The 24,567-nt window shown below is 31.3% G+C and carries 17 protein-coding genes; 8 read left to right on the top strand and 9 right to left on the bottom strand.

Going from position 1 to position 24,567, the window contains the following annotated elements:
* The first annotated feature begins 136 nt into the window (after positions 1-136).
* The 7 genes from C8N27_RS12195 (at position 137) to C8N27_RS12165 (ending at position 11,554) form a co-directional block, all read left to right on the top strand.
* Positions 137-904: a LytR/AlgR family response regulator transcription factor gene (locus C8N27_RS12195; protein WP_099215682.1), complete on the top strand. Its 768-nt coding sequence runs from the start codon at positions 137-139 to the stop codon at positions 902-904.
* Positions 905-909: 5 nt separating this feature from the next.
* Positions 910-2,517 carry a sensor histidine kinase gene (locus tag C8N27_RS12190; protein ID WP_099215443.1) on the top strand — a complete coding sequence of 536 codons (1,608 nt, stop codon included), beginning with the start codon at positions 910-912 and terminating at the stop codon, positions 2,515-2,517.
* 114 nt (positions 2,518-2,631) lie between these two features.
* Positions 2,632-5,136, top strand: coding sequence for a zinc-dependent metalloprotease (locus C8N27_RS12185; protein ID WP_121147607.1), 2,505 nt, complete (start codon positions 2,632-2,634; stop codon positions 5,134-5,136).
* Position 5,137: 1 nt separating this feature from the next.
* Positions 5,138-8,443 (top strand): SusC/RagA family TonB-linked outer membrane protein, encoded by a 3,306-nt coding sequence (locus tag C8N27_RS12180; RefSeq protein ID WP_317125080.1) that lies wholly within the window; start codon positions 5,138-5,140, stop codon positions 8,441-8,443.
* An 11-nt stretch (positions 8,444-8,454) separates the two neighbouring features.
* Positions 8,455-9,771 carry a RagB/SusD family nutrient uptake outer membrane protein gene (locus C8N27_RS12175; protein ID WP_121147605.1) on the top strand — a complete coding sequence of 439 codons (1,317 nt, stop codon included), beginning with the start codon at positions 8,455-8,457 and terminating at the stop codon, positions 9,769-9,771.
* A 72-nt stretch (positions 9,772-9,843) separates the two neighbouring features.
* Positions 9,844-10,857: an SGBP N-terminal domain-containing protein gene (locus tag C8N27_RS12170; protein ID WP_121147603.1), complete on the top strand. Its 1,014-nt coding sequence runs from the start codon at positions 9,844-9,846 to the stop codon at positions 10,855-10,857.
* 67 nt (positions 10,858-10,924) lie between these two features.
* On the top strand, positions 10,925-11,554 hold the full coding sequence (locus C8N27_RS12165) for a M48 family metalloprotease (protein ID WP_121147602.1): 630 nt from the start codon (positions 10,925-10,927) through the stop codon (positions 11,552-11,554).
* Positions 11,555-11,610: 56 nt separating this feature from the next.
* Here the strand turns inward: C8N27_RS12165 and obgE are convergent, their stop codons facing one another.
* The 3 genes from obgE to secDF all read right to left on the bottom strand — a co-directional run bounded on the left by obgE (position 11,611) and on the right by secDF (position 16,858).
* Positions 11,611-12,600, bottom strand: coding sequence for a GTPase ObgE (obgE, locus tag C8N27_RS12160; protein ID WP_099215438.1), 990 nt, complete (start codon positions 12,598-12,600; stop codon positions 11,611-11,613).
* A gap of 73 nt (positions 12,601-12,673) precedes the next feature.
* A complete protein-coding gene (locus C8N27_RS12155) occupies positions 12,674-13,792 on the bottom strand; it encodes an adenylate kinase (protein ID WP_121147600.1) in 1,119 nt (372 codons plus the stop codon).
* Positions 13,793-13,879: 87 nt separating this feature from the next.
* Positions 13,880-16,858, bottom strand: a complete 2,979-nt coding sequence (gene secDF / locus C8N27_RS12150; RefSeq protein WP_121147598.1) for a protein translocase subunit SecDF — start codon at positions 16,856-16,858, stop codon at positions 13,880-13,882.
* Positions 16,859-17,066: 208 nt separating this feature from the next.
* Between secDF and C8N27_RS12145 the strand changes: the two genes are divergently transcribed.
* The gene (locus C8N27_RS12145; protein WP_121147596.1) at positions 17,067-18,743 is read left to right on the top strand and encodes a formate--tetrahydrofolate ligase; all 1,677 of its coding nucleotides are present in this window, start codon (positions 17,067-17,069) and stop codon (positions 18,741-18,743) included.
* Positions 18,744-18,902: 159 nt separating this feature from the next.
* On the opposite strand, the gene C8N27_RS12140 is transcribed toward C8N27_RS12145, so the two are convergent.
* From C8N27_RS12140 to thrS, 6 genes are all read right to left on the bottom strand, one after another.
* Complete coding sequence (locus C8N27_RS12140) at positions 18,903-20,030, bottom strand: serine hydrolase domain-containing protein (RefSeq protein ID WP_121147595.1); 1,128 nt, start codon at positions 20,028-20,030, stop codon at positions 18,903-18,905.
* A gap of 157 nt (positions 20,031-20,187) precedes the next feature.
* Positions 20,188-20,772, bottom strand: a complete 585-nt coding sequence (locus C8N27_RS12135) for a tRNA (guanine-N1)-methyltransferase (protein WP_121147593.1) — start codon at positions 20,770-20,772, stop codon at positions 20,188-20,190.
* A 95-nt stretch (positions 20,773-20,867) separates the two neighbouring features.
* Positions 20,868-21,212 carry a 50S ribosomal protein L20 gene (gene rplT / locus C8N27_RS12130; protein WP_099215432.1) on the bottom strand — a complete coding sequence of 115 codons (345 nt, stop codon included), beginning with the start codon at positions 21,210-21,212 and terminating at the stop codon, positions 20,868-20,870.
* A gap of 93 nt (positions 21,213-21,305) precedes the next feature.
* A complete protein-coding gene (gene rpmI, locus C8N27_RS12125; protein ID WP_099215431.1) occupies positions 21,306-21,503 on the bottom strand; it encodes a 50S ribosomal protein L35 in 198 nt (65 codons plus the stop codon).
* A 44-nt stretch (positions 21,504-21,547) separates the two neighbouring features.
* Positions 21,548-22,066, bottom strand: a complete 519-nt coding sequence (gene infC, locus C8N27_RS12120; RefSeq protein WP_099215430.1) for a translation initiation factor IF-3 — start codon at positions 22,064-22,066, stop codon at positions 21,548-21,550.
* 75 nt (positions 22,067-22,141) lie between these two features.
* Positions 22,142-24,088: a threonine--tRNA ligase gene (gene thrS, locus C8N27_RS12115; RefSeq protein WP_099215429.1), complete on the bottom strand. Its 1,947-nt coding sequence runs from the start codon at positions 24,086-24,088 to the stop codon at positions 22,142-22,144.
* Between the last annotated feature and the right edge of the window lie 479 nt (positions 24,089-24,567).

The following is a 24,567-nucleotide window of genomic DNA, read 5'->3' as shown; positions in this document are numbered from 1 at the left end:
TTTATTAGGTGTTGTTTATCTTTCAGCTAAAAAGTAACTGTTTATAAGTTAGCATAAACATAACTTTTAATTAAAGATAAAAATAATTTAATACTTTTGAGCATACCTCTTAAAACCTAATTTAGAAATGAAGACATTGGATGTAGTTATTATAGAAGATGAAGATTTAGCGGCATCTTCTCTAGAAAATTTATTGCTTAAAAGTTCACATCCAATTTCTGTAAAAAAGCGGTTGGAAAGTGTTGAAGATTCGATTCTTTGGCTTCAAAAAAACACTTGTGACTTAATTCTAAGTGACATTCACCTTGGCGATGGTTATAGTTTCGAAATTTTTGAGAGTTTGAAAACTTCAATTCCTATTATTTTTACAACAGCTTTTGATGAGTACGCAATCAAATCCTTTCAGTTTTTTGCTATAGACTATCTATTAAAACCGTATAGTAAAGAGTTACTTAACAAAGCGATAGAAAAATATATAAATCTTAATGAGAATAAAGGTTATACTGATAAGCTAGAGCAATTACTATTGCAAATGAACAGCAAAATACAGCAGCAAAAAGAAAAAGAACGTTTCTTGGTGTCAAAAGGAAGCCTATCTATTTCTATAAAAAGAGAAGATGTAGCTTATTTTATGGCGCAGGGAAAATATTTATTCCTATTTACTTTTGATAATGAAAGTTATCTTTATGACGGGACAATTTCTAGTTTGGAAGAAGAGCTATCTGAAAAATACTTTTTTAAAATTAATAGAAAATACATTATTCAACATTCAGCGATTAATAGCATATCAAAATACAGCAATAATCGTGTAAAAATAGAATTACAACCAAATTTAAATATAGAAGAGATGCTTTTAGTGAGCGCTCAAAGAATTAAAGAGTTTAAAAAGTGGCTGGATAATTAAATTTCATGAAATTTCCGTTAAAAAAAAGAAAGCACCAATATTACCTTTTAGCAAGTGTATCATTAATAGTATTGTTTTTTATTGGGTATAGATTAATAACTAATAAAATAACTTCAGAAGCAGAAGGTTTGATGGAGGTTGTTATAAAGCAGTATGCAAAGGAAAAGGAAAGTATTTTACAATTTGACTTTAATGAATTTAATAAATTCATTATTGACACTCAGAGAATTATTGAGAGTAGTGCAGGCTTAGATAAAAGTGAGCTTAAAAATAGATTGCTTTTTAATAGTGAGTTAGCTTTTTCTGAAGAAAACATAGATGTAAGCTTTGTTTATTTTTTAGAGGATAAAGAGGTTTTAGATTCTTATTTTTTTGGTAGCATCAATGCAGGTAAAAATATATTAGAAAAAACAAAATCTCTTGAAGATAAAAATCAAATTTTTGATACAGTTTTAAATTTAGGAGGTAAAACATATTACCGAAAGATTATCAAACATCAATTGCAAGATGGCACTTTTGTTGTTTTTGGTTATGATATTAACTTGTTAAAATACTGGAATTATTTTTCACAAAAATATAGTGGAAAAGGAGGGTATGTTACTTTAACGAATAATGAAGGTGTTTGTATGCTACATCCTGAAATAGGGTATATAGGAAAGCGTGAGACTTCTTTTTTTGATAAAGTTTCGTTGAATCAGGTTATGAAAAACTTTGAACAGGAAGATTACAAAAAGAAAAAACAAGTTAAAGTAGCTGCAATTTCTGAATATTTGAAATTAGAGGTGATGCGCTATTATGATGTTATACAGGTGGGTAATTCTGAATTAATTTTAATAACAAGCTTTCCTTTAAATATTTTTATTAAAGAGTCAGTAAATAATATAAAGCAGTATTTACTTTGGATGAGTTTATTGGCATTACTAACCTTTATGTTAATATTAGCTTTTTCCCGAAGCCAATTAAGAAGTCAGCACTTAAAAACACTTCAGTATGAGCAAGAAAGAAAAAGGTTAGCTATAAGTAATGAACAATATCAACAAAAAAACGCACGATTACAGTTAAGTCAGTTACGAAAAAAGTTAAACCCTCATTTTTTATTCAACACATTAAATTCTTTACATGTTTTAATAGGTTTAGATAAAACAACATCTCAGCAGTTTGTACTAAGACTATCTGAAGTTTATAGATACTTATTAAAAGACAGAGAAGCTAATTTTGCTACTGTTAAAGAAGAATTATACTTTTTAGAACAATACTTCTTTTTGCAAAAAATCAGATTTAATAATAGTATAAACTTAAGTATTATAGATAATAGTGAAAATAAAGCACTGTTGAAGAAGATTCCTTTTTTAGCATTAGAAACATTAGTGGAAAATGCTATTAAGCATAATGAAATAACAAAAAAGAACCCCCTTTTCGTTAAAGTTTTAATTGAAAAGGATGTAATTGTAGTTAGTAACAATTATAATCCAAGAAAAGGTGAAAAAGAAGCAAGCTATAGTGTGGGTTTGAATTATTTGAATAATTTTTATGCATTTTATAGTGTAAATTCATTTAAGACGGAAATAATTGAAGGTGAATTTAAATGTTATATTCCTTTATTATCAAAATAATAAAATTCACTCCTTAAAAAAACTACTTCACTCTTATTTAATTTTTAAAACGCATCTTCAGTTCTACATTTGGTTTCTTGTTAATCAAAATAATTTAAGAAGGGTTATTCTCAAATGAAGCATGTTAATTTAAAAACGCTTAGTTTACTTTTTGTAATTTTTACGACTTCTGTTTTTGCACAAAAAAAAGAAGAAAAGAAAGATTCTATAAAAGATAGTGGTGGTGTATCTTATTCCAAATTAAAAAAAGAAGGAAGTAAAAAAGAAGGATTGTTTAATATTTATAGATTAAAAGAAGATATCTATTTTGAAATACCAGATTCATTATTCTCAAAAGACTTTTTAATTGTTAATAAAGTTTCTCAAGTTCCTTATGCACTAAACGGACACGGACTAAATAAAGGGATGGCTTATGAAACTAAATTAATTAGATTTTATAAAGACACAGTATTAAATAAGGTTTGGGTAAAAACAATTAACCCAAGAGTAACTTCACCAAAAAATAATGCAATTACACTTTCGGTACATGATAATTTTGGGGAATCTATTATAGAGGAGTTTAAAATTGAGTCTGAAAACAAAAAGAAAACAACAGCATTAATCAAAGTAAACAGGGTTTTTAACGGAAAAGATAAAAGTTTTAATGATTTATTGTCAAATATTGGTTTAGGTGGTAGTATTAGAACAAAATTATCTAAGGTTGAGAAAGTAAAAACTTTTTCTAAAAACATAGTAGTAAAATCTCTTTTAACAACTTCTGTATCTGAAGGGAAAAGTGCAGCACTACCTTTATCTATTGGAGTTACGACTAATATCGTTTTGTTGCCAACTAATATAATGAAGCCTCGTTTTGGAGATAAAAGAATAGGGTACTTTAGTAAGCCAATGGATTATTATTCTGATAGTCAGCATGAAGTAGAACATCGAGAATTAATTACACGTTGGAGGCTTGAACCCAAAAAAGAAGATATCGAAAGATATAAAAAAGGTGAATTAGTAATTCCCAAAAAACAAATAGTGTATTATATAGATCCTGCAACACCAAAAAGATGGATACCATATATTGAAAATGGAGTTTATGATTGGAATAAAGCTTTTGAACAGGCAGGGTTTAAAAACGCAGTAGTTGTAAAACAAGTTACCAAAGAAGATGAAAATTTTGATATTGATGATGTTCGTTATTCGGTAATTACCTACGTAGCTTCAGAAAGACAAAACGCTATGGGGCCATCAATAGTAGATCCTAGAAGTGGAGAAATTTTAGAGTCAGATATCATTTGGTGGCATAATTTAATGAAAGGGCTACACCAATGGATTCGTGTACAAACAGGACCTATAAACCCAGAAGCAAGAGCTAATGTTTTTTCAGATGAAATAATGGGAGAGTCTATAAGGTTTGTATCCTCTCATGAAGTAGGTCATACCTTTGGATTAAAGCATAATATGGGAGCATCATTTAGTTATCCGGTAGATTCGTTGAGATCAGCCAGTTTTACAGAAAAAATGGGAGGAACGGCACCATCTATAATGGATTATGCACGATACAATTACGTTGCACAACCAGGTGATAATGTAACCGAAATTAGCCCGAAAATAGGAGTGTACGATAAGTATGCTATTAACTGGGGATACCGTTGGTTAGATGAGAAAACACCTCATGAAGAGTTACCAATTTTAAACCAGTGGATAAGAAAACATGAAAATGATCCATTATATTTTTATGGTCCCCAGCAAAGAAAAGTTATAGACCCAAGGTCTCAAAGCGAAGATTTAGGTGATGATGCAGTAAAAGCAAGTGAGTACGGGCTGAAAAATTTACAAAGAATTGTACCAAACATTTTAAGATGGACAAAAGAGGAAGGTAAAGATTATTATAGAGCGTCAAAGTTATATAAAGCAGTTATAGATCAATGGGTGCTATACAATAATCATGTTATGGCAAATATTGGAGGGATTTATATTAACAATACTATTTATGGTGATAATAAAAATACCTTTGTACCAGTCCCTGTAGAAGTTCAAAAAAAATCATTAGAGTATATAATAAGTAAAGCAATTTTACCGCAAAAATGGCTGTTTACTCCTGATTTAATTCATAAAGTATATCCAGTAAGAGATGCACCAGATGGAGAACGGTTTTACTCTCCGGTCTCTATGCATCGAGCCTATCAGACAAACATGATTTTCCGTCTTGTTGAAACAGATAGATTAATGCGAATTACAGAAAACAAAGTATTAATGTCTGATGATAAAAAAGCTTTTACAGAAGAATACTTATTCGATGAACTTTTTAAAGCTGTTTTTAAGAAAACAATTAATAATAAAGTTTTAGACATGTTTGATCGTATGACTCAAAAAAATTATGTAGACGTATTAACTGTAGATAGAAACATATTATTAAAGAAAACAAAACAAACAACATTAACAAGCCAACAGAAGGAATTTAAAAATGTACACTTTACTTATATACCTAGAGTGTCAGATGCTGGTTCAAATAAAAGAGCAGAATTAGAAAGAATCTTAAAATTATTGAAAAAGAAAAGAAAGAAAGGGGATAAGGCTACTCAAAATCACTACAATGATTTAATAGCCAGAATAGAGTATAATTTGAATAATTAAGATGATGAATAAAAAAATAATTTACCTACTGCTTCTTATACCATTTTCAGTTTTTGCGCAGAACACAAAGACAATAAGTGGAACAGTTATCGATGAAGCCAGAAATGAAACTTTACCAGGAGTTAGTATTTATGCTTCAACTAAAATGATTGGAAATAAAACCAATATAGATGGGGTTATTCAGGCTTCTATGATTGGTACAACTACTGACTTTGACGGGAATTTTTCATTCAAAGCGCCTAAAGAGACAAAGTATATCATAATTTCATACATAGGTTTTGAAACTGAAAAAATTAATGTAGAAAATAGAAGTACCAACATGATAATAACACTAAAAGAAAAAGAAGAGCTTTTAGGAGAGATTGTTGTAATGGGGTATCAAAAAATAGAAAAGAGAAAAATTACATCGTCGTTTGCCAAAATAAAAACAGATGATGTTAAACGAGCAGGAACTGCTAATATAGATCAAATGCTTTCGGGAGAAATTTCAGGAGTACTTGTTCAACCAACTAGTGGAGCACCAGGGGCGCCAGCAAAAATTCAAATTAGAGGTACTTCAACTTTAAATGGTTCTTCAGATCCTTTATGGGTTCTAGATGGAATTCCTTTACAAGGAAACGATATTCCAAAAGACTTTAGAGATAAAGATAATATTGATAATTTAAAATCTTTTCCTATTGCAGGAATTAATCCAGAAGATATTGAAGAAATTACGGTATTAAAAGATGCCTCAGCAACTTCTATTTATGGAGCAAGAGCTGCTAATGGAGTAATTGTAATTACAACTAAAAAAGGTAAAGAAGGAACAATGAGAGTTAACTTTAATGCAAGTACTTTCTTAACCTTACGACCTGATTTTGATAAGTTAAATTTAATGAATGCTTCTGAGAAAGTAGATTTTGAATTAGGTTTAGCTAGTAGGTCAGATTTAACCTACCAAAGCGAAAGAGGAGGAGTATCTCGTATTTTACAAGCTTATGGAGAATATGATAACTTTCAAAACAATGGTTTTTCAAGTATAAATCCATTAGCACAAAATGCAATCAATAATTTAAGAAATCAAAATGCTAATTGGGGTAATGAGTTATACCAAGCAGCAATAAATCAACAATACGGCTTAACTCTTTCAGGAGGTAGTGAAAAATCAAGATATTACTTCTCTTTAGGATATTTTGATGAAGAAGGAACAACAAAAGGTACTGGTTTAAATAGATACAACCTTACGTTTAAAAATGATTATGATGTAAATGATAAGTTAAATGTAGGAGTATCGGTTTTTGCCAGTAGAAATAGAAGTAGATCTTATATTACTGGAGCAGACGCTTACACAAACCCAGCTTATTATTCAAGAAGAGTAAATCCTTACTTTACGCCATATAATGCAGATGGAAGTTTTAATTATGATCCTGATTTAATTGAAAGGTATGATTTAAGTGTAAGTTTTAAATATAACCCTCTAGAAGAAAGACAAAACACAAATCAAGAGCTAACATCGTATTCTATCAAACCAATTATAGATCTTACTTATAAGTTAAATAGCAACTTAAAACTATACACACAGTTTGGAATGCAATTTGACTTTGATAAAACAGAGAAATTTTCAGATAAAGAAAGTTATTATACAAGAAAATATAGGTTTAGATCTAGATATCAAGACGATAATGGACAAAATGCTTTTTTCTTACCAGAAGGAGGGATAATTCAAAACTGGAATAGCGATGCTTTTCAATACAACTGGAAGAGTACTTTAAATTACAACACGTCAATTAATAATATCCATGAGATTGATGTAATGTTAGGAACTGAGTTTAGAGAAGATAAGCGTACAGAGATTCATACAAAAGGATTTGGTTTTAACCCTAATACATTAAGCACTGTACAAATAACTGATGAAAGAGCATTGAAGAATAAATTGTTTGAACCGTATAGAAAAACAGTTAATGAAAATGCATACGCATCATTCTTCGGAACAGCTTCGTACACTTATGATAGAAAATATACAATCTTCGGAAGTTTACGATATGACGGTTCTAATTTATTTGGTGTAAATCCTAAATTTAGATACTTACCATTATGGTCTGTAGCAGGTTCTTGGAACGTAACAAAAGAAAACTTTTTTAATGTAGAAGCTATTAATGAACTTAAAATTAGAGGTTCGTATGGTGTACAAGGAAATATAGATAAATCTACCTCTCCTTACGTTGTAGGCCTTTATGATGAGGTAACTATTTTACCAGGAACAACAGAAGAAGGTATTAATGTTATTTCAGCTCCAAACAAAGATTTACGTTGGGAAAAAACAGTTTCATCAAATGTTGGGTTTGATCTTGGAATGTTTAATAACAGAGTATATGTATCGGCAGATTATTATTATCGTAAAAGTACTGATCTAATTGGTTTACAAGCTATACCGTTAGAGTCTGGGTTCAATTTTATCAATACAAACTGGGCAACGTTAAGTAATAAAGGAGTTGAATTAGCAATTAATACGAGAAATATTGTAAAAGATGATTTTACATGGACAACTAGCTTTAATATTTCTCATAATAAAAATACTGTAGAAAGAATTCAAATAAAAGATAACGATTTTAAACCTTCTTTATTAGGGTATGGAGTTAACGCAGTCTTTGCTATAAAAACAGCAGGTTTAGATAGTAATGGATTACCATTATTTTGGAAAGATGGTAAGAAAGTAACAGCGGTAGATTTTTATAACTTATCAGAAGGAGTTGATGGAAATCAGTTAACAAGAGAAGAGCATAGAAGTTTATATACCTATGTAGGTAATGGAGATCCTGAGTTTAGTGGAGGTTTTATTAATAAATTTCAGTATAAAGATTTCAGTTTAAGTATAGCTACAAACTTTAATTTAAATCAAACGGTTAGAAGAACACCTTCGTATCATCCAACGCAAGTAAGTCCGAACTACAACTTTAACAAAGAAGTGTTAAAAGCAGGTACAGGAAGTTATCCAGCGTTGATAGGAAGTGCAACACCAGGTTTTGAAACAGATTTAGTTTACAGTTGGTATAATACTTATGATTCAGGTAATACGTTTAGAGATTTAGATATTTGGGTAGATAAAATTTCATACATAAGAGTTAATAGCATAAAGTTTGGATACAATGTGCCAAATAAGTACTTAGAAAGTATGAATGTTTCAAGATTAAGCTTTAACCTAGAAGGAAGAAATCTATTTGTTTTCGGAACAGATTACGATGGATATTTCGACCCTGAAACTTTTGGTAGCCCATACTCACAACCAATACCAAAAATTATTTCTTTCGGATTCAACCTTTCTTTTTAAAAAATATAGAAATGAGAAAACACATATATATATTATTCATAGCAGTAGCAAGCATGGTTTCGTGTGATGACTACTTAGATGTAGAGCCAGTAGGGCAAATAATTCCTAAATCGGTTGAAGATTACCGAAGCTTTTTAACAACAGCTTACGGTACAAAAAAAAACAACCATATATTAACAACATATAGAAGTGATGAGCTTCAATTAACCAAAGCATCTTTTGCATCTGAACTGTATGAAGATCTTTTTATATGGAATGACGAAAGTGCGTCGCCATTAACAACAGCTTTTTCGTATGCTAGTTTTTACAAAATAATCTTTCATGCAAATCACGTTATAGAAAATCAAGCTGAAATAACTGGAGACGCCACTCAAATTAGTCAGTTGGTAGGTGAAGCTTATGCTTTAAGAGCCTTACAATATTTTCAGTTGGTTAATTTATATAGTAAAGCTTATAATGTTACAACTGCTAATAGCGATGGAGGAGTGCCTGTAGTAACTGAGTATAATTTAGATCAGAAATATGATATTCAATCAGTTGAAGAGGTTTATGAGCAAATCTTACAAGATATTACAAATGCTGAAACACGTTTAAATGTTGCGCAACAAGAAACAGGATTAAATTATAGATTCTCAACAATAGCTTTAAAAAGCTTAAAAGCCAAGGTGTTTTTATCTAAAAATGAATGGCAACAAGCTATTGATGCAGCTAAAGAAGCATTGGCTATAAAAAATACTGTTCAAGATTTAAACTCAGATAGTTCTATGATGCCTTCAGAATTTAATTCAGTAGAATCTATTTTGGCGTTAGACATGATATCTTCTGATAATATCACTACCGATGCTTCTATGTCTGATACTTTTTTAAGTAAATACGATAGAACAAATGATTTAAGATTCAATATGTATTTTAGGAAAGACGGAACGGTTTATAGAGCCAATAAAACAGCTGATATTAAGTACAAATCCACCTTCAGGGTAGCAGAACTGTATTTGATTTTAGCAGAAGCGTATGCGCAACAAAACGAATTAAGTTTAGCAAAAACAGAATTGTTAGCGTTTGCAAAAAACAGATATACTCCGTCTAAAATGACAACGTATACTACATATATCAACTCTTTAAACAAACAAGAGTTGTATGAAGAAATATTAGATGAGCGTGCACGTGAATTTGCTATTGAAGGTCAACGTTGGAATGATTTAAAGAGAACTACACAACCACAAATTGTAAAGTGGTATGAAGGAAAAAATTACACATTACAACAAAACGACAGTAGATACGTAGTTCAGTTTCCTAACGATGCTAAAATAAACAACCCAAACTTTTAAAGTATAGTCCGTGATTATCGAACGGAATAAAAGAAGTCGATAATAAATTAATAATATTTAAATTTTTACATTATGAAAAAAGTATTCCCTTTTTTGTCTTTAATTATAGCGCTTGTAGTAGTAGGCTGCTCTAGTGATGATAGCGATAAAGTAGTACAATCATCTTTAAACAGTATTACAAGTTTCAAAATAAATTTTGAAGGCTTAAGCGAAGAGGATGTTATATATGATTTAGGAAATAACATTACAATAAGTGTTCCTTTTAAAACAGATATTACAGGTTTAGTTCCTAATATTACCATATCAGATAAAGCTACTATTTCACCAGCTTCAGGAGAAGTGATAAGCTTTGTAGATGGTGAAGCAATGCCATTTACTGTTACTGCTGAAAATGGTGATGAAAAAGTATACAATGTTACTATTAATATTCGTGGAGAAGTAGGTAGTGGTTCAAAAATAAAAACCTTCCTTTTTAAAGATGATTATAGTGAGAGTCTAACTACTTATACATATGATGATGTATCTAACTTTATTAAATCATATGCAATTGAAGAAGGAGGAGTAACTACAACGTACACATTGGTATATGATGATAAAAACCAAGTAATAGAAGTTAAAACCGATGCGAAAAGTACAAGCTACACTTACAATGATACAGGTTTAATTGTAAGCGCTATTGAAAAAGAAGACGGTAAAGAGGTTTATACTTATACCTACACTTATGATTCAGATAATAGATTAGAAAAGAAGGTAAGGGTAAACAAAGAAAATGATAAAATAACTAATACAAGTTATGTATACAATGAAGAAGGGAATGTAAAGTCTCAAACTATTGGAACTGAAACATTGGAAAACACTTATGATGACAAAAATAATCCTTTTAAAGGTGTTTACCCATCAGCTTTTTCAAAGATTAATATAGGAATAGGGTTAGATGCAGTAAATGTAAACAACCCAACACAAGGTAGTTTTTCAAGTGATACACCTGTAATATATACATATAACACAGATAACTACCCTGTAACAGCGTCATATGTAGTATTTGGATTCATTAACACTGACATTACGTACACTTATTTTGATTAATTGATTATTCCCCTAGTTAAGCACTCTTAGAATTTATTTTAAGGGTGTTTTTTTATGCAAATTTATAATGAATAAAGTAACCATATTATTAATAGCTATTTTACTAGTAACTTGTAAAACGAGTGCTATAAAAAATGAAGACATAGTTCTAGAATTAAATAAAGAAGAACAGTTAAATAAATTATATCAAGAAAAAATAAAACCTTTGTTTAGTTCATATATTGATATAAAAATACCTAGTGAATTTAGGATAGATAAAAATGACAACTCTATTAATGCTGGAGCAGCAGATAATTATATTGAAGTAAGTCAAGGATTAGTAGATTATGATAAAGATTATATAAAAGTTTATGTATTATCTCATGAGATAGGTCATATTGTAACACTTAACCAAGCAAAAAAGTTTAAATTAGGTTTGCAAATACCTTCTGGGATTGAAACAAATGATTATAAAAAAGCAGAGTATTTAGCAGATTTAATTGCTATACATTTAATGCTAACTAAAGAGAAAGCTTTAGGAGAAGAATTAAAACAGAATTTAGAAGTAGTTCAATCTTTATTAGGTCCAGAAATATTTACACATCCAAGTGCTGTAGATAGAGTAGCACTAATGAATTTGTATATTCAAAAAAGTTCTAAAAAAAATTCTAGCATAGTTTTTAAAGAAGTTTTTGAAAAAGTTTGGAACATGAATTAAAATAAAAAAAGCAACCTCAAATGAGATTGCTTTTTTAATATTATTTAGTTGAATAATTAATTCAACATTTGCCAGAGTTTATCTTTTAACTCCATTAAGCCCTGTTGAGCTACAGAAGAGATAAATAAGGCTTCAATACCTTCTGGTAAATCTTGTTTGATTTCTTCTTTAAGTTCATCATCTAACATATCCGATTTTGAGATAGCTAACAAACGATCTTTATCCAATAATTCAGGATTGTGTTTACGAAGTTCATTTAGCAAGATTTCATATTCCTTTTTTATATCCTCGCTATCTGCAGGAATTAAAAAGAGTAGGGTAGAGTTACGTTCTATATGACGTAAAAAGTGATGCCCCAAACCTTTTCCTTCAGCGGCTCCTTCAATAATTCCAGGAATATCAGCCATTACAAAACTTTGATGATTACGATACTCTACAATACCTAAGTTAGGTTTTAAGGTAGTAAAAGCGTAATCAGCAATTTTAGGTTTTGCAGCTGTAATTACTGATAATAAAGTAGATTTTCCAGCATTTGGGAAACCAACTAAACCAACATCAGCTAAAACTTTTAACTCAATACGGTACCAACCTTCCTGTCCGTCAATACCTGGTTGAGCATAACGAGGAGTTTGGTTAGTAGATGATTTAAAATGCCAGTTACCACGACCACCTTTACCACCTTCTAATAAGATGATTTCTTCTCCGTCTTCAATAACTTCATATAAAATTTCGTCAGTATCAGCATCACGGATAATAGTTCCCAATGGAACAGGAATTATAACATCTGCACCATCATGTCCAGTACTTCTACTGCTACTTCCATCACCACCGTGTTCAGCTCTAAAATGACGTTTAAATTTTAAATGGAAAAGTGTCCACATATTTTTATCGCCACGTAATATTATGTGACCACCTCGACCACCGTCACCACCATCAGGTCCACCTTTCGCAATATATTTTTCGCGATGTAAGTGTGCAGATCCACGACCACCTTTACCAGATGATGCGTAGATTTTAATATAGTCGACAAAATTTCCTTCAGTCATTGTTTGTTGTTTATTTGTTGAATCTTTAAAAAAGCGATAATTATTATTGCTTTAATGATTAAACAAGTTCTTGTTATAATGTATCAAATACGTCTGATAAACGTTGTGTGATCTCTTCAATAGAACCAACTCCGTTTACGCCGTAGTAATTACCTTGTGCTTGGTAATAATCTTTTAAAACAGCTGTTTTAGTGTTGTATTCGTTAAAACGATTGCGGATTTTACTTTCATCCATATCGTCAGAACGACCACTGGTTTTTCCTCTTTCTAAAATACGCTTAACTAATAAATCTTCAGGAACTTCTAAAGCAACCATTCCGTTAATACGTTCACCTTTTTCAGCTAAAAAAGCATCTAAAGCTTCTGCTTGCGATTCTGTACGAGGGAAACCATCAAAAATAAAACCAGCAGCATCTGCATTTTTGTTTACCTCTTCTTTTAGCATGTTAACCGTAACTTCATCAGGAACTAAATCACCAGCATCAATATATTTTTTCGCTAATACACCTAATTCAGTTTCATTTTTAATATTAAATCGGAATACATCTCCTGTTGAAATGTGTACTAAATTGTATTTTTCTTTTAAAACTTCTGCTTGAGTACCTTTTCCTGCTCCAGGAGGGCCGAATAATACGACGTTTTTCATTTTGGGTTGTGTTGTTAATTGATAAATAGCAGGCAAGTTTCTACCATACCCTTTGTAATCTAATCCGTAGCCTACAATAAATTTATCGTCAATACCTTTTCCGATATAATCTATGTGTAACTCTTTACGGTAAACATCAGGCTTGTAAAAAAGTGTTACTATTTTTAATTCTTTTAAATTTTTAGTTTTAAAGATTTCGTAAATCTCTTGTAAGGTTGTACCTGTATCAATAATATCTTCTAAAATTACAACGGTACGACCAGATAAATCTTCATTAAGACCTATTAAACTCTTTACATTTTCTGTTGAAGCTGTGCCTTGGTATGAAGACAACTTAACAAAACTAATTTCACAGTTTCCTTTATATTCACGTAAAAAATCTGCAGTAAAAACAAAGCACCCATTCAAAATTCCTATGAAAATAGGAACTTCGTTAGAAGGTAAATCTTTTTTTACTTGTTGAGCTAAAGAGCTAACAATTTTAGAAATTTCATCAGCTGAAATAAATTCTTTAAAGTATAAATCGTGGAGTTTTGTAATTTTCATCAGACTGCAAAGATAGTTGCTTGATATTAAATGAAAAAACCGTTTTGAAGTTTATTCAAAACGGTTTTATGTATGCTTTTATATGAGTTACTTGTTTTCTTCTTTTTTAGAAACGTCAAACATAATTGGCGTTGCAACAAATAAAGAAGAGTAAGTACCTACTACCACACCTACGATTAATGCGAACATAAACCCTTTAATACTGTCTCCTCCAAAGAAGAAGATAGCTAACATTACTAATAATGTAGTTAAAGATGTGTTGATAGTTCTTCCTAATGTACTGTTTAATGCTTTGTTTACTAAGCTAGCAGTAACTGAGTTTTTACCTTCTGTAAACTCTCTAATTCTATCAAAAATTACCACGGTATCGTTCAATGAGTATCCTACTACTGTTAATATAGCAGCGATAAACGATTGACCAATCTCCATATCAAATGGCATGAATTTGTATAGTAAAGAGAATACACCTAATACAACTAAAACATCGTGGAAAACAGCTACTACCGCACCGATAGAATAAGCCATTTTTCTAAAACGTAATAAGATATATAAGAAAACTACAATTAATGAACCTAAAACTGCCCACAAAGCTGATTGCTTAATATCATCTGCAATAGTTGGTTCTACTTTCATATAGCTCATAATTCCATTTCCTGCTTTTTCAAAACCAGGTTTAAAGTTTTCATATGAAGTATCACCTAAATATGGTTTTAAACCATTGTATAGAGCATTTTGTACAGTTTCATCAACATCAGTACCTTCTTCATCAATTTTGAAGGCAGTAGTAATTTTTAATTGATGATCAGAACCATAAGTTTTTACTTCTGGAGCTGTACCAAATACATCTTTTAATTGTTCAGCTACTTCGTTTCCTTTCATAGCTTCATCAAAACGAACTACATAAGAACGACCTCCTTTAAAGTCTACTCCTTGTTTTAAACCTACAGTAAAAATAGAAACTAAACCAACTACGATAAAGAATCCTGAAATAATGTAAGCAACCTTACGCTTTTGTAAGAATTCAATACTAATATTTCTAAACCAATTTTTAGAGAAACCAGTATTGAAAGATAATTTAGTACCTCTTTCAACAGAACCGTCAATAAATAAACGAGTAATAAATACAGCTGTAAATAAAGAAGTAGCAATACCAATCATTAAAGTTAAAGCAAAACCTTTAATTGGTCCTGTACCGAAAGTATATAAAATAATACCTGTTAATAAAGTAGTAATATTGGCATCAATAATTGCAGATAATGCACCTTTAATACTAAAACCTTCATCTACAGATTCACCTAAGTTTTTTCCTCCATATAATGCTTCTTTAATTCTTTCAAAAATAATTACGTTCGCATCTACCGACATACCTATGGTTAAGATAATACCAGCAATACCAGGTAATGTCAATACAGAGTTAAACGAGGCTAAAATTCCAAAAATGAATAAGATGTTAACTACTAAAGCAATGTTGGCATAAATACCAGCTCTTCCGTAGTATAAGAACATCCAAACTAGTACTAAAATAATAGCTAATCCAAATGACCACATACTAGCATCAATAGATTCTTTACCTAATGATGGACCAACAACCTGTGCTTGGATAATACGAGCTGGAGCAGGTAGCTTACCAGCTTTTAATACAGTAGCAATATCTTGAGCTTCATTTACAGTCATTGTACCTCCTGAAATCTGAGTACTACCTCCTGTGATAGCTCCGTTTACTACAGGAGCAGTATATACATAGTTGTCTAAAACTACAGCGACGAACTTACCAACATTTTCGCTAGTCATTTTTGCCCATTGCTTAGTTCCTGAACCATTCATTAACATAGATACAACAGGCTTACTTAGCTGGTCGTATTCTTGTTTGGCATCAGCAATTACATCTCCATCAATAGGAGCTTTGTCTTTTCTGTTAGATTTAATAGCATATAAACCAATAATCTCAGTTCCATCAGCACCAGCTTGAGACTTATAGTCCCATAAAAACTTAGTGTATTTTAAATTGTTAGGTAACAAAGCTCTTACTTCCTTGTTGTGTAAGAAACTATTTACTTTCGCAGTATCCTGAACTCTAGCTTGTGCAACTAAAGAACTTATTTGTTGTTGGCTTTGCGCTACATTAGGGTATAAATAAGAAAATAAATTCTTTTGAGTTTCAACTTTTGTTGAATCAGCTGATTCACCTAATAAATCATCAATATCGTTGTCTGCCTTAGCAGTATCTTTAACTTGTTCAGTAGCTGAATCATCTTTTAACATTTCAGCAACCTTTGCATTTGCGGCAAAGAAAAAGTTTTGAACATCTGCATTTGTGTGAACTTCCCAGAACTGTAATTCAGCAGTACTCTGTAATAACTTCTCTACACGGTCAATGTCTTTAGCTCCTGGTAATTCAACTTGAATTCTACCAGAAGTTCCAATGCGTTGGATATTTGGTTGAACAACTCCAAATTTGTCAATACGGCTACGTAATACTTCAAAAGCAGTGTTGATAGAAGTGTTGATTTCTTCTTGTAAAGTCGATTTAACCTGCTCGTTGGTTTTGTTGAAGTCTATTTTATCACGTAAAGCTTTAGTTCCAAAAATGCTTGGATCGCTTAACTTAACGCTACCGTTGCTTAATTTTTCGAACTCGTTGTAGAATAAATCTAAGTAATTCTCTTGACTATTCTTTTGAGCTTCATCAGCATTTGCTAACGCTTGCTTAAAAGTTGTGTTTTGAGAATCGTTAGATAATCCGATTAAGATATCTTTTACCGATACCTGTAAAATTGCATTAATACCCCCTTTTAAATCAAGACCAAGGTTCATTTCCTTGTTCTTAATATCGTTGTAAGAGTACTTTGCAAATCCTAAGTTTACTACCTCTTTGTTAGCTACGCTATCTAAGTATTTTCTTTCATATCTAGCCAAAGCTCTACCATTGTTATCACTAACATTAGCCTTAGCATACTGTTTCGCACTATCTTCTACCGTATTGGCAAAGAACGTAAACGATAATTGATAAATACTTACTAGACCAAAAAGTATAGCAAATAATTTAATTAATCCTTTGTTTTGCATTGTAAATAATTTAAATCGACTTTATTTTAAAAACGTGCAAATATAGCGTTTCATTAAAAGAAAAGCCAATTCTTTTACCATATTTATGTCTTTAGATAATAATTAAGGAATATTTGCTAACAAATGTCAGTTTTCATAGGGATTATATTACGTATATTTACCTGCTTTTTTAGTACAACAAATAACTTAAAAATTTAAATAATTTGCCATGGCGCATTTAACCGATATCGAGATTGCTCAAGCAAAAGAATTACAACATATTAAACATATAGCTAGTAAGTTACAAGTAAGAGAAGATGATTTAGAAATGTATGGAAAATATAAGGCTAAATTACCTCTAAACTTAATAGATGAAAAGAAAATAAAGCAAAACAACTTAGTGTTGGTAACAGCGTTAACTCCAACACCTGCAGGAGAGGGGAAAACCACTGTTTCTATAGGTTTAACTGAAGGATTGAATAAGGTAGGGAAGCAGGCTACAGTAGTATTAAGAGAACCGTCATTAGGACCTGTTTTTGGAATAAAAGGAGGAGCTGCTGGAGGAGGATACTCACAAGTTGTGCCTATGGAGGACATCAACCTACATTTTACGGGAGACTTTAATGCAATTGAGAAAGCGAACAATTTATTATCAGCTTTAATAGATAATAACCTACAAAGCAGGACTAATAATTTAAATATTGATCCGAGAACAATTTTATTGAAGCGTGTAATTGATATGAACGATCGTTCGTTACGTCAAATAACAATTGGTTTAGGAGGTACAGCTAATGGAATTCCTCGAGAAGACGGATTCAATATTACACCAGCATCTGAAGTAATGGCTATTCTTTGTATGGCTACAAGTTTTAATGACTTGAAAGAGCGATTAGGGAATATTTTTATCGGATTTACTTTTGATAAAAAACCAGTGTTTGCTCGTGATTTAAAAGCACAAGATGCAATGGCTATTTTGCTTAAAGATGCGGTAAAACCAAACTTGGTACAAACGTTAGAGGAAAACCCAGCAATTATTCATGGTGGACCTTTTGCAAATATAGCACAAGGAACGAATACAATTATCGCTACAAAAATGGGGTTATCTTTATCAAATTATGTAGTAACTGAAGCTGGTTTTGGAGCTGATTTAGGAGCCGAAAAATTCTTGAACATAAAATCACAATATGCAGGGTTAAATCCTAAATGTGTGGTGTTAGTAGCAACAATCAGAGCGTTGCGTCATCATGGAGGTTCTCCAAAAGAGGAATATAATACACCAAGTTTAAAGCGTGTACAAAACGGATTTAAAAATTTAGAAAAGCATATTGAAAATATTAGAAAATTCAATATTGAGCCTGTAGTAGCAATTAATTCTTTTATATCTGATTCAGATGAAGAAGTACAGTTTGTTATTGACGCCTGCAAGAATTTAGGTGTACAAGCTGTCGTTTCTGAAGGATGGGCAAAAGGAGGAGAAGGAACTAAAAACTTAGCCAAAGCTGTAGTTGATGTAGTTGAAAATAAAGCTACACAATATAAGCCTTTGTATGATTGGAAAAGTCCTGTAAAAGAGAAAATAGAAAAAATTGCTAAAGAAATTTATGGAGCAGATGCTGTAACCTATGATAAAAAAGCTGAGTTAAACTTACGAAGAATTGATCGTTTAGGATTTAATAATTTTGCTGTGTGTATGGCAAAAACTCAAAAATCATTTTCCGATAATGATAAGTTGATAGGAAGACCAGAAGGATTCACAGTAAATGTTAGAGAAATTGAAATTGCAGCAGGAGCACAATTTATAATTCCAATTTTAGGAAAAATGATGCGCATGCCTGGGTTACCAGCAACACCTGCATCTGAAAATATGACGATTGACAATAACGGAGTAATCTCAGGGTTATCATAAATAATAGAATTGTACTCAGAAGTTTTGAGTAGAAACGAATGTTGTGATTAAACAGATTTTATAGTTTTTATTTTAAAATAAAATTGTTTATCCAATTGATTACAACAGTTTTTAGCGTAAAATATAATCCCGAGTAATGAACTCGGGATTTTTTATAGTTTATTCCAACTTATTTATAATTTTATCTACAGTATTTTTTAAATAACTATGGGTTTTTTCATCTTTTTTATTAGTAACAATAAAAACACCTATTTGTTTTTTGGGAATTAGAGTTAACCAGCTTGAAGTGCCAAAAGCCCCACCGTTTTGAAAAACTATATCAGGTTTGTTTTCATTGATTAATATTTGCCAGAAAAAACCATTATCAAAATCTTCCCAAAGTCCAAGTAGTTTTTTGTGAGAGATTTTAATTACTTCGTCGTTTTGATTTAAATGGAACCTCATGTATTTATTCATGTCTTCTACAGTGGATAGAATACCTCCTGCAGCTTTCATTGGCATTTCAGGTTCAAAAGGCATTTTTTGATTTTTACCGTTGTATCCTTGTGCCAAGAATTTTTTTTCTTCTTCAGTTAATACTATTTTGGTATTATCCATTTTTAAAGGAGTTAATATTTTCTTCCTTAATAACTCTTCAAAAGACATTTTATAAATATTCTCTAAACAATACCCTAATAAGTTAGCCCCTGGATTTGAATATCCAAACTTGGTTCCCGGAATTGTGTCTATTCTTACCTTATGAAGTTCGGCAAAAAAATCTTTTTTTGTAAAACCTTTTTGCAAGTCTGTAATGAGAAAAGGAAGCTTTTCTTTGTTTGAGGGAGAGAAGATTTCAGGTTTGTTTGGGAAAATAATTGGTAAACCACTCCTGTGAGTTAATAAATTACGAAAGGTAATAGGGTGTCCTTGATATTCTAAATTAGGAAAATTACCTTTTAAGTAGTTTCTGATGTCATCATCTAAAGAAACTTTTTCTTCATTTATTGCTTGAGCTAATAGAATACCACTAAAAGTTTTTGTCAAAGAAGCTATTTCATATATTGTATTTTTGGTAGGGGGCTTGATATCTTCTTTGTTTAAATTACCTTTATGAAATTCATAAGTTTTTCCTTTGTAAAAAACTCCTGCAGATACCCCGTTTATTTCAGGATTAGAAATTAAAGTATCTAGCTCTTTTGAAATCAATATAGCTACATCATCTGTTTGTTGGTGTTTTTTTGTTTTGCAACTAATAATTATACTGCTAATAATTAAAGTAAATATGACTGTTTTGAAGTTTAGTACCATTTTATTTTTGGACTAAAGACGTATGTTTTTTTTTAATGTTGCAAAACACTAAAGTAATTTTTTCTACACATTAAAAAGAGTAGAGCATAATAAAGAAAAAAGCAACCTTATTAAGGTCGCTTTTTTATGAGTTATAAAAATTGTAGGTGTAGGCAGCTTAACTTACACCACGTTGTTTGTTAATCTCGTCTTGTAACTGTCTACGTAGTTTTTGCTCTTTTTCAATAGACTTTCTTTTGTACTGTTCAAACTCCTCTTCAGTATCAGCTAGTAAACTTTTGGTTTCCTTAGTAACCACATTGCTGTTTTTAAATCTGTAGATAAAGAAAGCTAATCCAGCAAGTAAAACAAAAATAATCCCCCATACTATAGAGTTATAGGTAGGCTTGTTTAAAGGAATACCAATAAAAGAAATAGCATCTTCTTTATCAATAGAAGTAGCCAAATCTTTATTCAATGTATCTATTTTAGTCTGTAACTCAGAAATGTTTTTTTGCTGTTCATCTATTTTTACCTGTTTAGCAGCAGCATCTGTTTTAATAACTTTTATACTATCTAAAATACTATTCTGTAGTCTTAAATATTCATTCTTTTTTACAACCTTGTAAATTTGATAGTTGTTTGATTTTTTATAAAGCTCTTCAAATTGATTTTCAACTGTGTTAGGTTGATCAGGAGTGCTATTTTGAGCGATAATACTTTGAGTAAAGATAAAGACGAATACTATTTTAAAAAATTTCATAGGATTGATATTTTAGTTCAATTGATGAATGTGGATGGTTTAAAAAAACCCAAACGTTAAGGTTTGGGTTTTTAGTATAAGCAAGGTTATGAAACTTATTTTACTTTTTCTACAATGGCCTTAAAAGCTTCTGGGTTGTTCATAGCTAAATCAGCTAAAACCTTACGGTTTAACTCAATATTATTAGCTTTTACTTTCCCCATAAACTGTGAGTAAGACATTCCGTACTGACGAGCTCCAGCGTTAATACGTTGAATCCATAATGAACGGAAGTTTCTCTTATTGTTTTTACGGTCACGGTATGCATATAACATTCCTTTTTCAACCGCATTCTTTGCTACTGTGTAAACGTTTTTACGACGTCCAAAGTAACCTTTTGCTTGCTTCAAGATTTTTTTTCTTCTATTTCTTGAAGCTACTGAATTTACTGATCTTGGCATAATTCAAATGTGTTTTTGTAGTAGGCGACTTATTTAAAAGTTCTTAAATGAGCCTAACTCCATGGTTAATAATTAAATTCCCTGTGCTAACAATTATTTTAAAACTAATTGTTGCTTAATGTTTGCTTCATCTGACTTGTGTACTAAAGTCGAATGAGTTAATGCAAGCTTACGTTTTTTAGACTTCTTTGTTAAAATGTGGCTTTTAAACGCGTGCTTTCTTTTGATTTTCCCAGAACCAGTTAACTTGAAACGTTTCTTGGCACTAGACTTTGTTTTAATTTTAGGCATCTTTGTTCTTAGTTTTATCTTGCTTATATTATCGTTGTATTTGTTTATTTAACCTTTTTAGGAGCAATAAACATAATCATACGTTTTCCTTCTAGTTTCGGCATTTGTTCTACCTTACCATATTCTTCTAATTCTTGAGCTAATTTTAATAGTAAAATTTGTCCTTGTTCTTTAAATACAATAGAACGCCCTTTGAAGAATACAAAAGCTTTTAATTTAGCCCCATCTTGTAAGAACTTAATAGCATGCTTCTTTTTAAACTCGTAATCATGTTCGTCAGTTTGAGGTCCAAAACGGATTTCCTTAACGGTAACCTTAGTAGCTTTAGCTTTTAAAGCTTTTTCACGTTTCTTTTGCTCATATAAGAACTTTTTGTAATCAATAACTTTACAAACAGGAGGAACAGCTTTAGGTGAAATTTCAACTAAATCTAATTCTAACTCTCGTGCAATCTCTTTAGCTTTAGCTAATGGATATACACCAACTTCCACGTTATCGCCTACAAGACGAACTTCATCAACATGTCTAATTTTTTCATTAATTCTATGTTGATCTTCTTTAATTACTCTCGCGGGTCTTCTACCGCCTTTTCTTCTAATTGCTATGACTTATAAATTTTAAATTACTATCTTATTTTTTTAACTTCCAAAAGGAACTAATGTTTTACTAACTTCTTTCTGTATTAGAGAAATGAACTCTTCTATAGTAAATGTTCCTAAATCACCTTCACCATGTTTTCTTACAGATACTGTGCCATCTTTTTCTTCCTGTTCACCAACAATAACCATAAAAGGTATTTTGCTAACTTCGGCATCACGTATCTTTCTTCCTGTCTTCTCGTTACGGTTATCAACGAGGGCGCGAATTTCGGAATTTTCTAACAAAGTTAAAACTTTTTCGGTATATTTTTGATATTTCTCACTGATTGGCAGTACAATAACTTGCTCAGGGGTTAGCCAAAGAGGGAAATTACCTCCTGTATGTTCCAGTAGAACTGCAATGAAACGCTCCATAGAACCAAATGGTGCACGGTGAATCATTACCGGACGATGCAGTTGGTTGTCAGCACCTTTATAGTGTAAATCAAAACGTTCAGGTAAGTTATAATCAACCTGAATAGTTCCTAATTGCCAACTTCTACCTAAAGCATCTTTTACCATAAAGTCTAACTTCGGTCCATAAAAAGCTGCTTCACCTTCTTCAACTACATAATCTAAACCTTTATCTTTAGCTGCATTGATAATTGCTTGTTCTGCTTTTTCCCAATTTTCAACCGAACCAATATATTTATCAAGATTCTCCATGTCTCTAATAGATACCTGAGCAGTAAAATCTTCAAAACCTAAAGACCCAAATACATATAGTACTAAATCAATTACATTTTTAAACTCTTCGTCTAATTGCTCTGGAGTACAGAAAATATGAGCATCATCCTGAGTAAAACCACGAACACGAGTTAAACCATGTAATTCACCACTTTGTTCATATCTATATACGGTACCAAATTCTGCAAAACGTTTTGGTAAGTCTTTATATGAATAAGGTTTGTGGTTATATACCTCACAGTGATGTGGGCAATTCATAGGTTTTAATAAAAACTCTTCGTCAGCTTTCGGAGTAGTAATCGGCTGAAAACTATCTTCACCATACTTCGCATAGTGACCAGAAGTAACATATAATTCTTTCTGACCAATATGAGGAGTCATTACCATTTCATAACCAGCTTTCTTTTGAGCAGCTTTTAAGAAGTCTTCTAAACGACCACGTAAAGCAGCACCTTTTGGTAACCACAAAGGTAAACCTTGACCTACTTTTTGAGAAAAAGTAAAAAGCTCTAATTCTTTACCAAGTTTTCTGTGGTCACGCTTTTTAGCTTCTTCAAGTAGTTCTAAATATTGTTTTAATTCTTTTTGTTTAGGAAAAGAGATGCCATACACACGAGTAAGTTGATTGTTTTTTTCATCACCACGCCAATAAGCACCAGCAACATTCATAATCTTCACAGCTTTGATAATCCCAGTATTTGGGATATGTCCTCCACGACATAAATCAGTAAAGTCACTATGATCACAAAAGGTTATATCACCATCCTCTAAACCTTCAATAAGTTCTACCTTATATTGATTGTCTTGAGCTTTATAGTAAGCTAACGCATCAGCTTTAGAAATAGAGCGCATCTTAAATTCAGCTTTTTCACGAGCACGCTCCAAAAACTTCTTCTCTATTTTGTCAAAATCTTTCTCAGAAATAGTATCCTCACCAAAATCAACATCATAGTAAAACCCATTTTCAATAGCAGGACCAATAGTTAACTTTGCATTAGGATAAAAATCTTGAATAGCTTGTGCTAATACGTGAGCAGATGAATGCCAAAAAGCTTTTTTACCAGCAGTATCATTAAATGTATATAAAACCAACGAGCCATCTGTGGTTAAAGGAGTAGAGGTTTCAACAGTAGTTCCGTTAAAACTTGCAGAAATAACATTTCTAGCTAAACCTTCACTAATACTTCTAGCAACATCCATTGGAGTGCTGTTCATTTCAAATTCTTTGACGCTCCCGTCGGGTAATGTAATCTTTATCATTATATAATATAGTTGTTATAAATAATTTCCTTACAAGTGGAAATTTTGAAACGCAAAGATATTGTAAAACCATTTTTCCTACAATATATATATAATGTATTTCAAATAAGATAATTTATTGGTGTTTGCGTTCCACTTTGTTGTTTGTTTCCGCTGTGCTATAACAGAACAAAGTGTTGGGCTTTCCGCTGTATCTTTTGTTTAGGTTGCTAAAGGCACCCTAAACAAAAGGATGCCGCTTCAATCCCTAACGCGATTCATAACATTATATATAGGGGGTATAAATAAAGAGAATCTCTCCATTTAAGTGTAGAGGAAGGAGAGAAAACAATGAGTGTAACAGTTGGGATAGGGTACGGTATAAAAAACTTTTGTGTGTAACTAATTAGTGTATAGCGTATTAAAAAATAGTTTAAAAAAAAGGTTGGAAAAGTGCTTGTTGAATGGAAAAAGGTATCTATATTTGCACCCGCAAACGG

This window comes from Tenacibaculum discolor, from assembly GCF_003664185.1.
Taxonomy (GTDB): Bacteria; Bacteroidota; Bacteroidia; order Flavobacteriales; family Flavobacteriaceae; genus Polaribacter; species Polaribacter discolor.
Note: the sequence above shows the minus strand (reverse complement) of the source record. Positions and strands in the feature narration are given on the sequence as shown.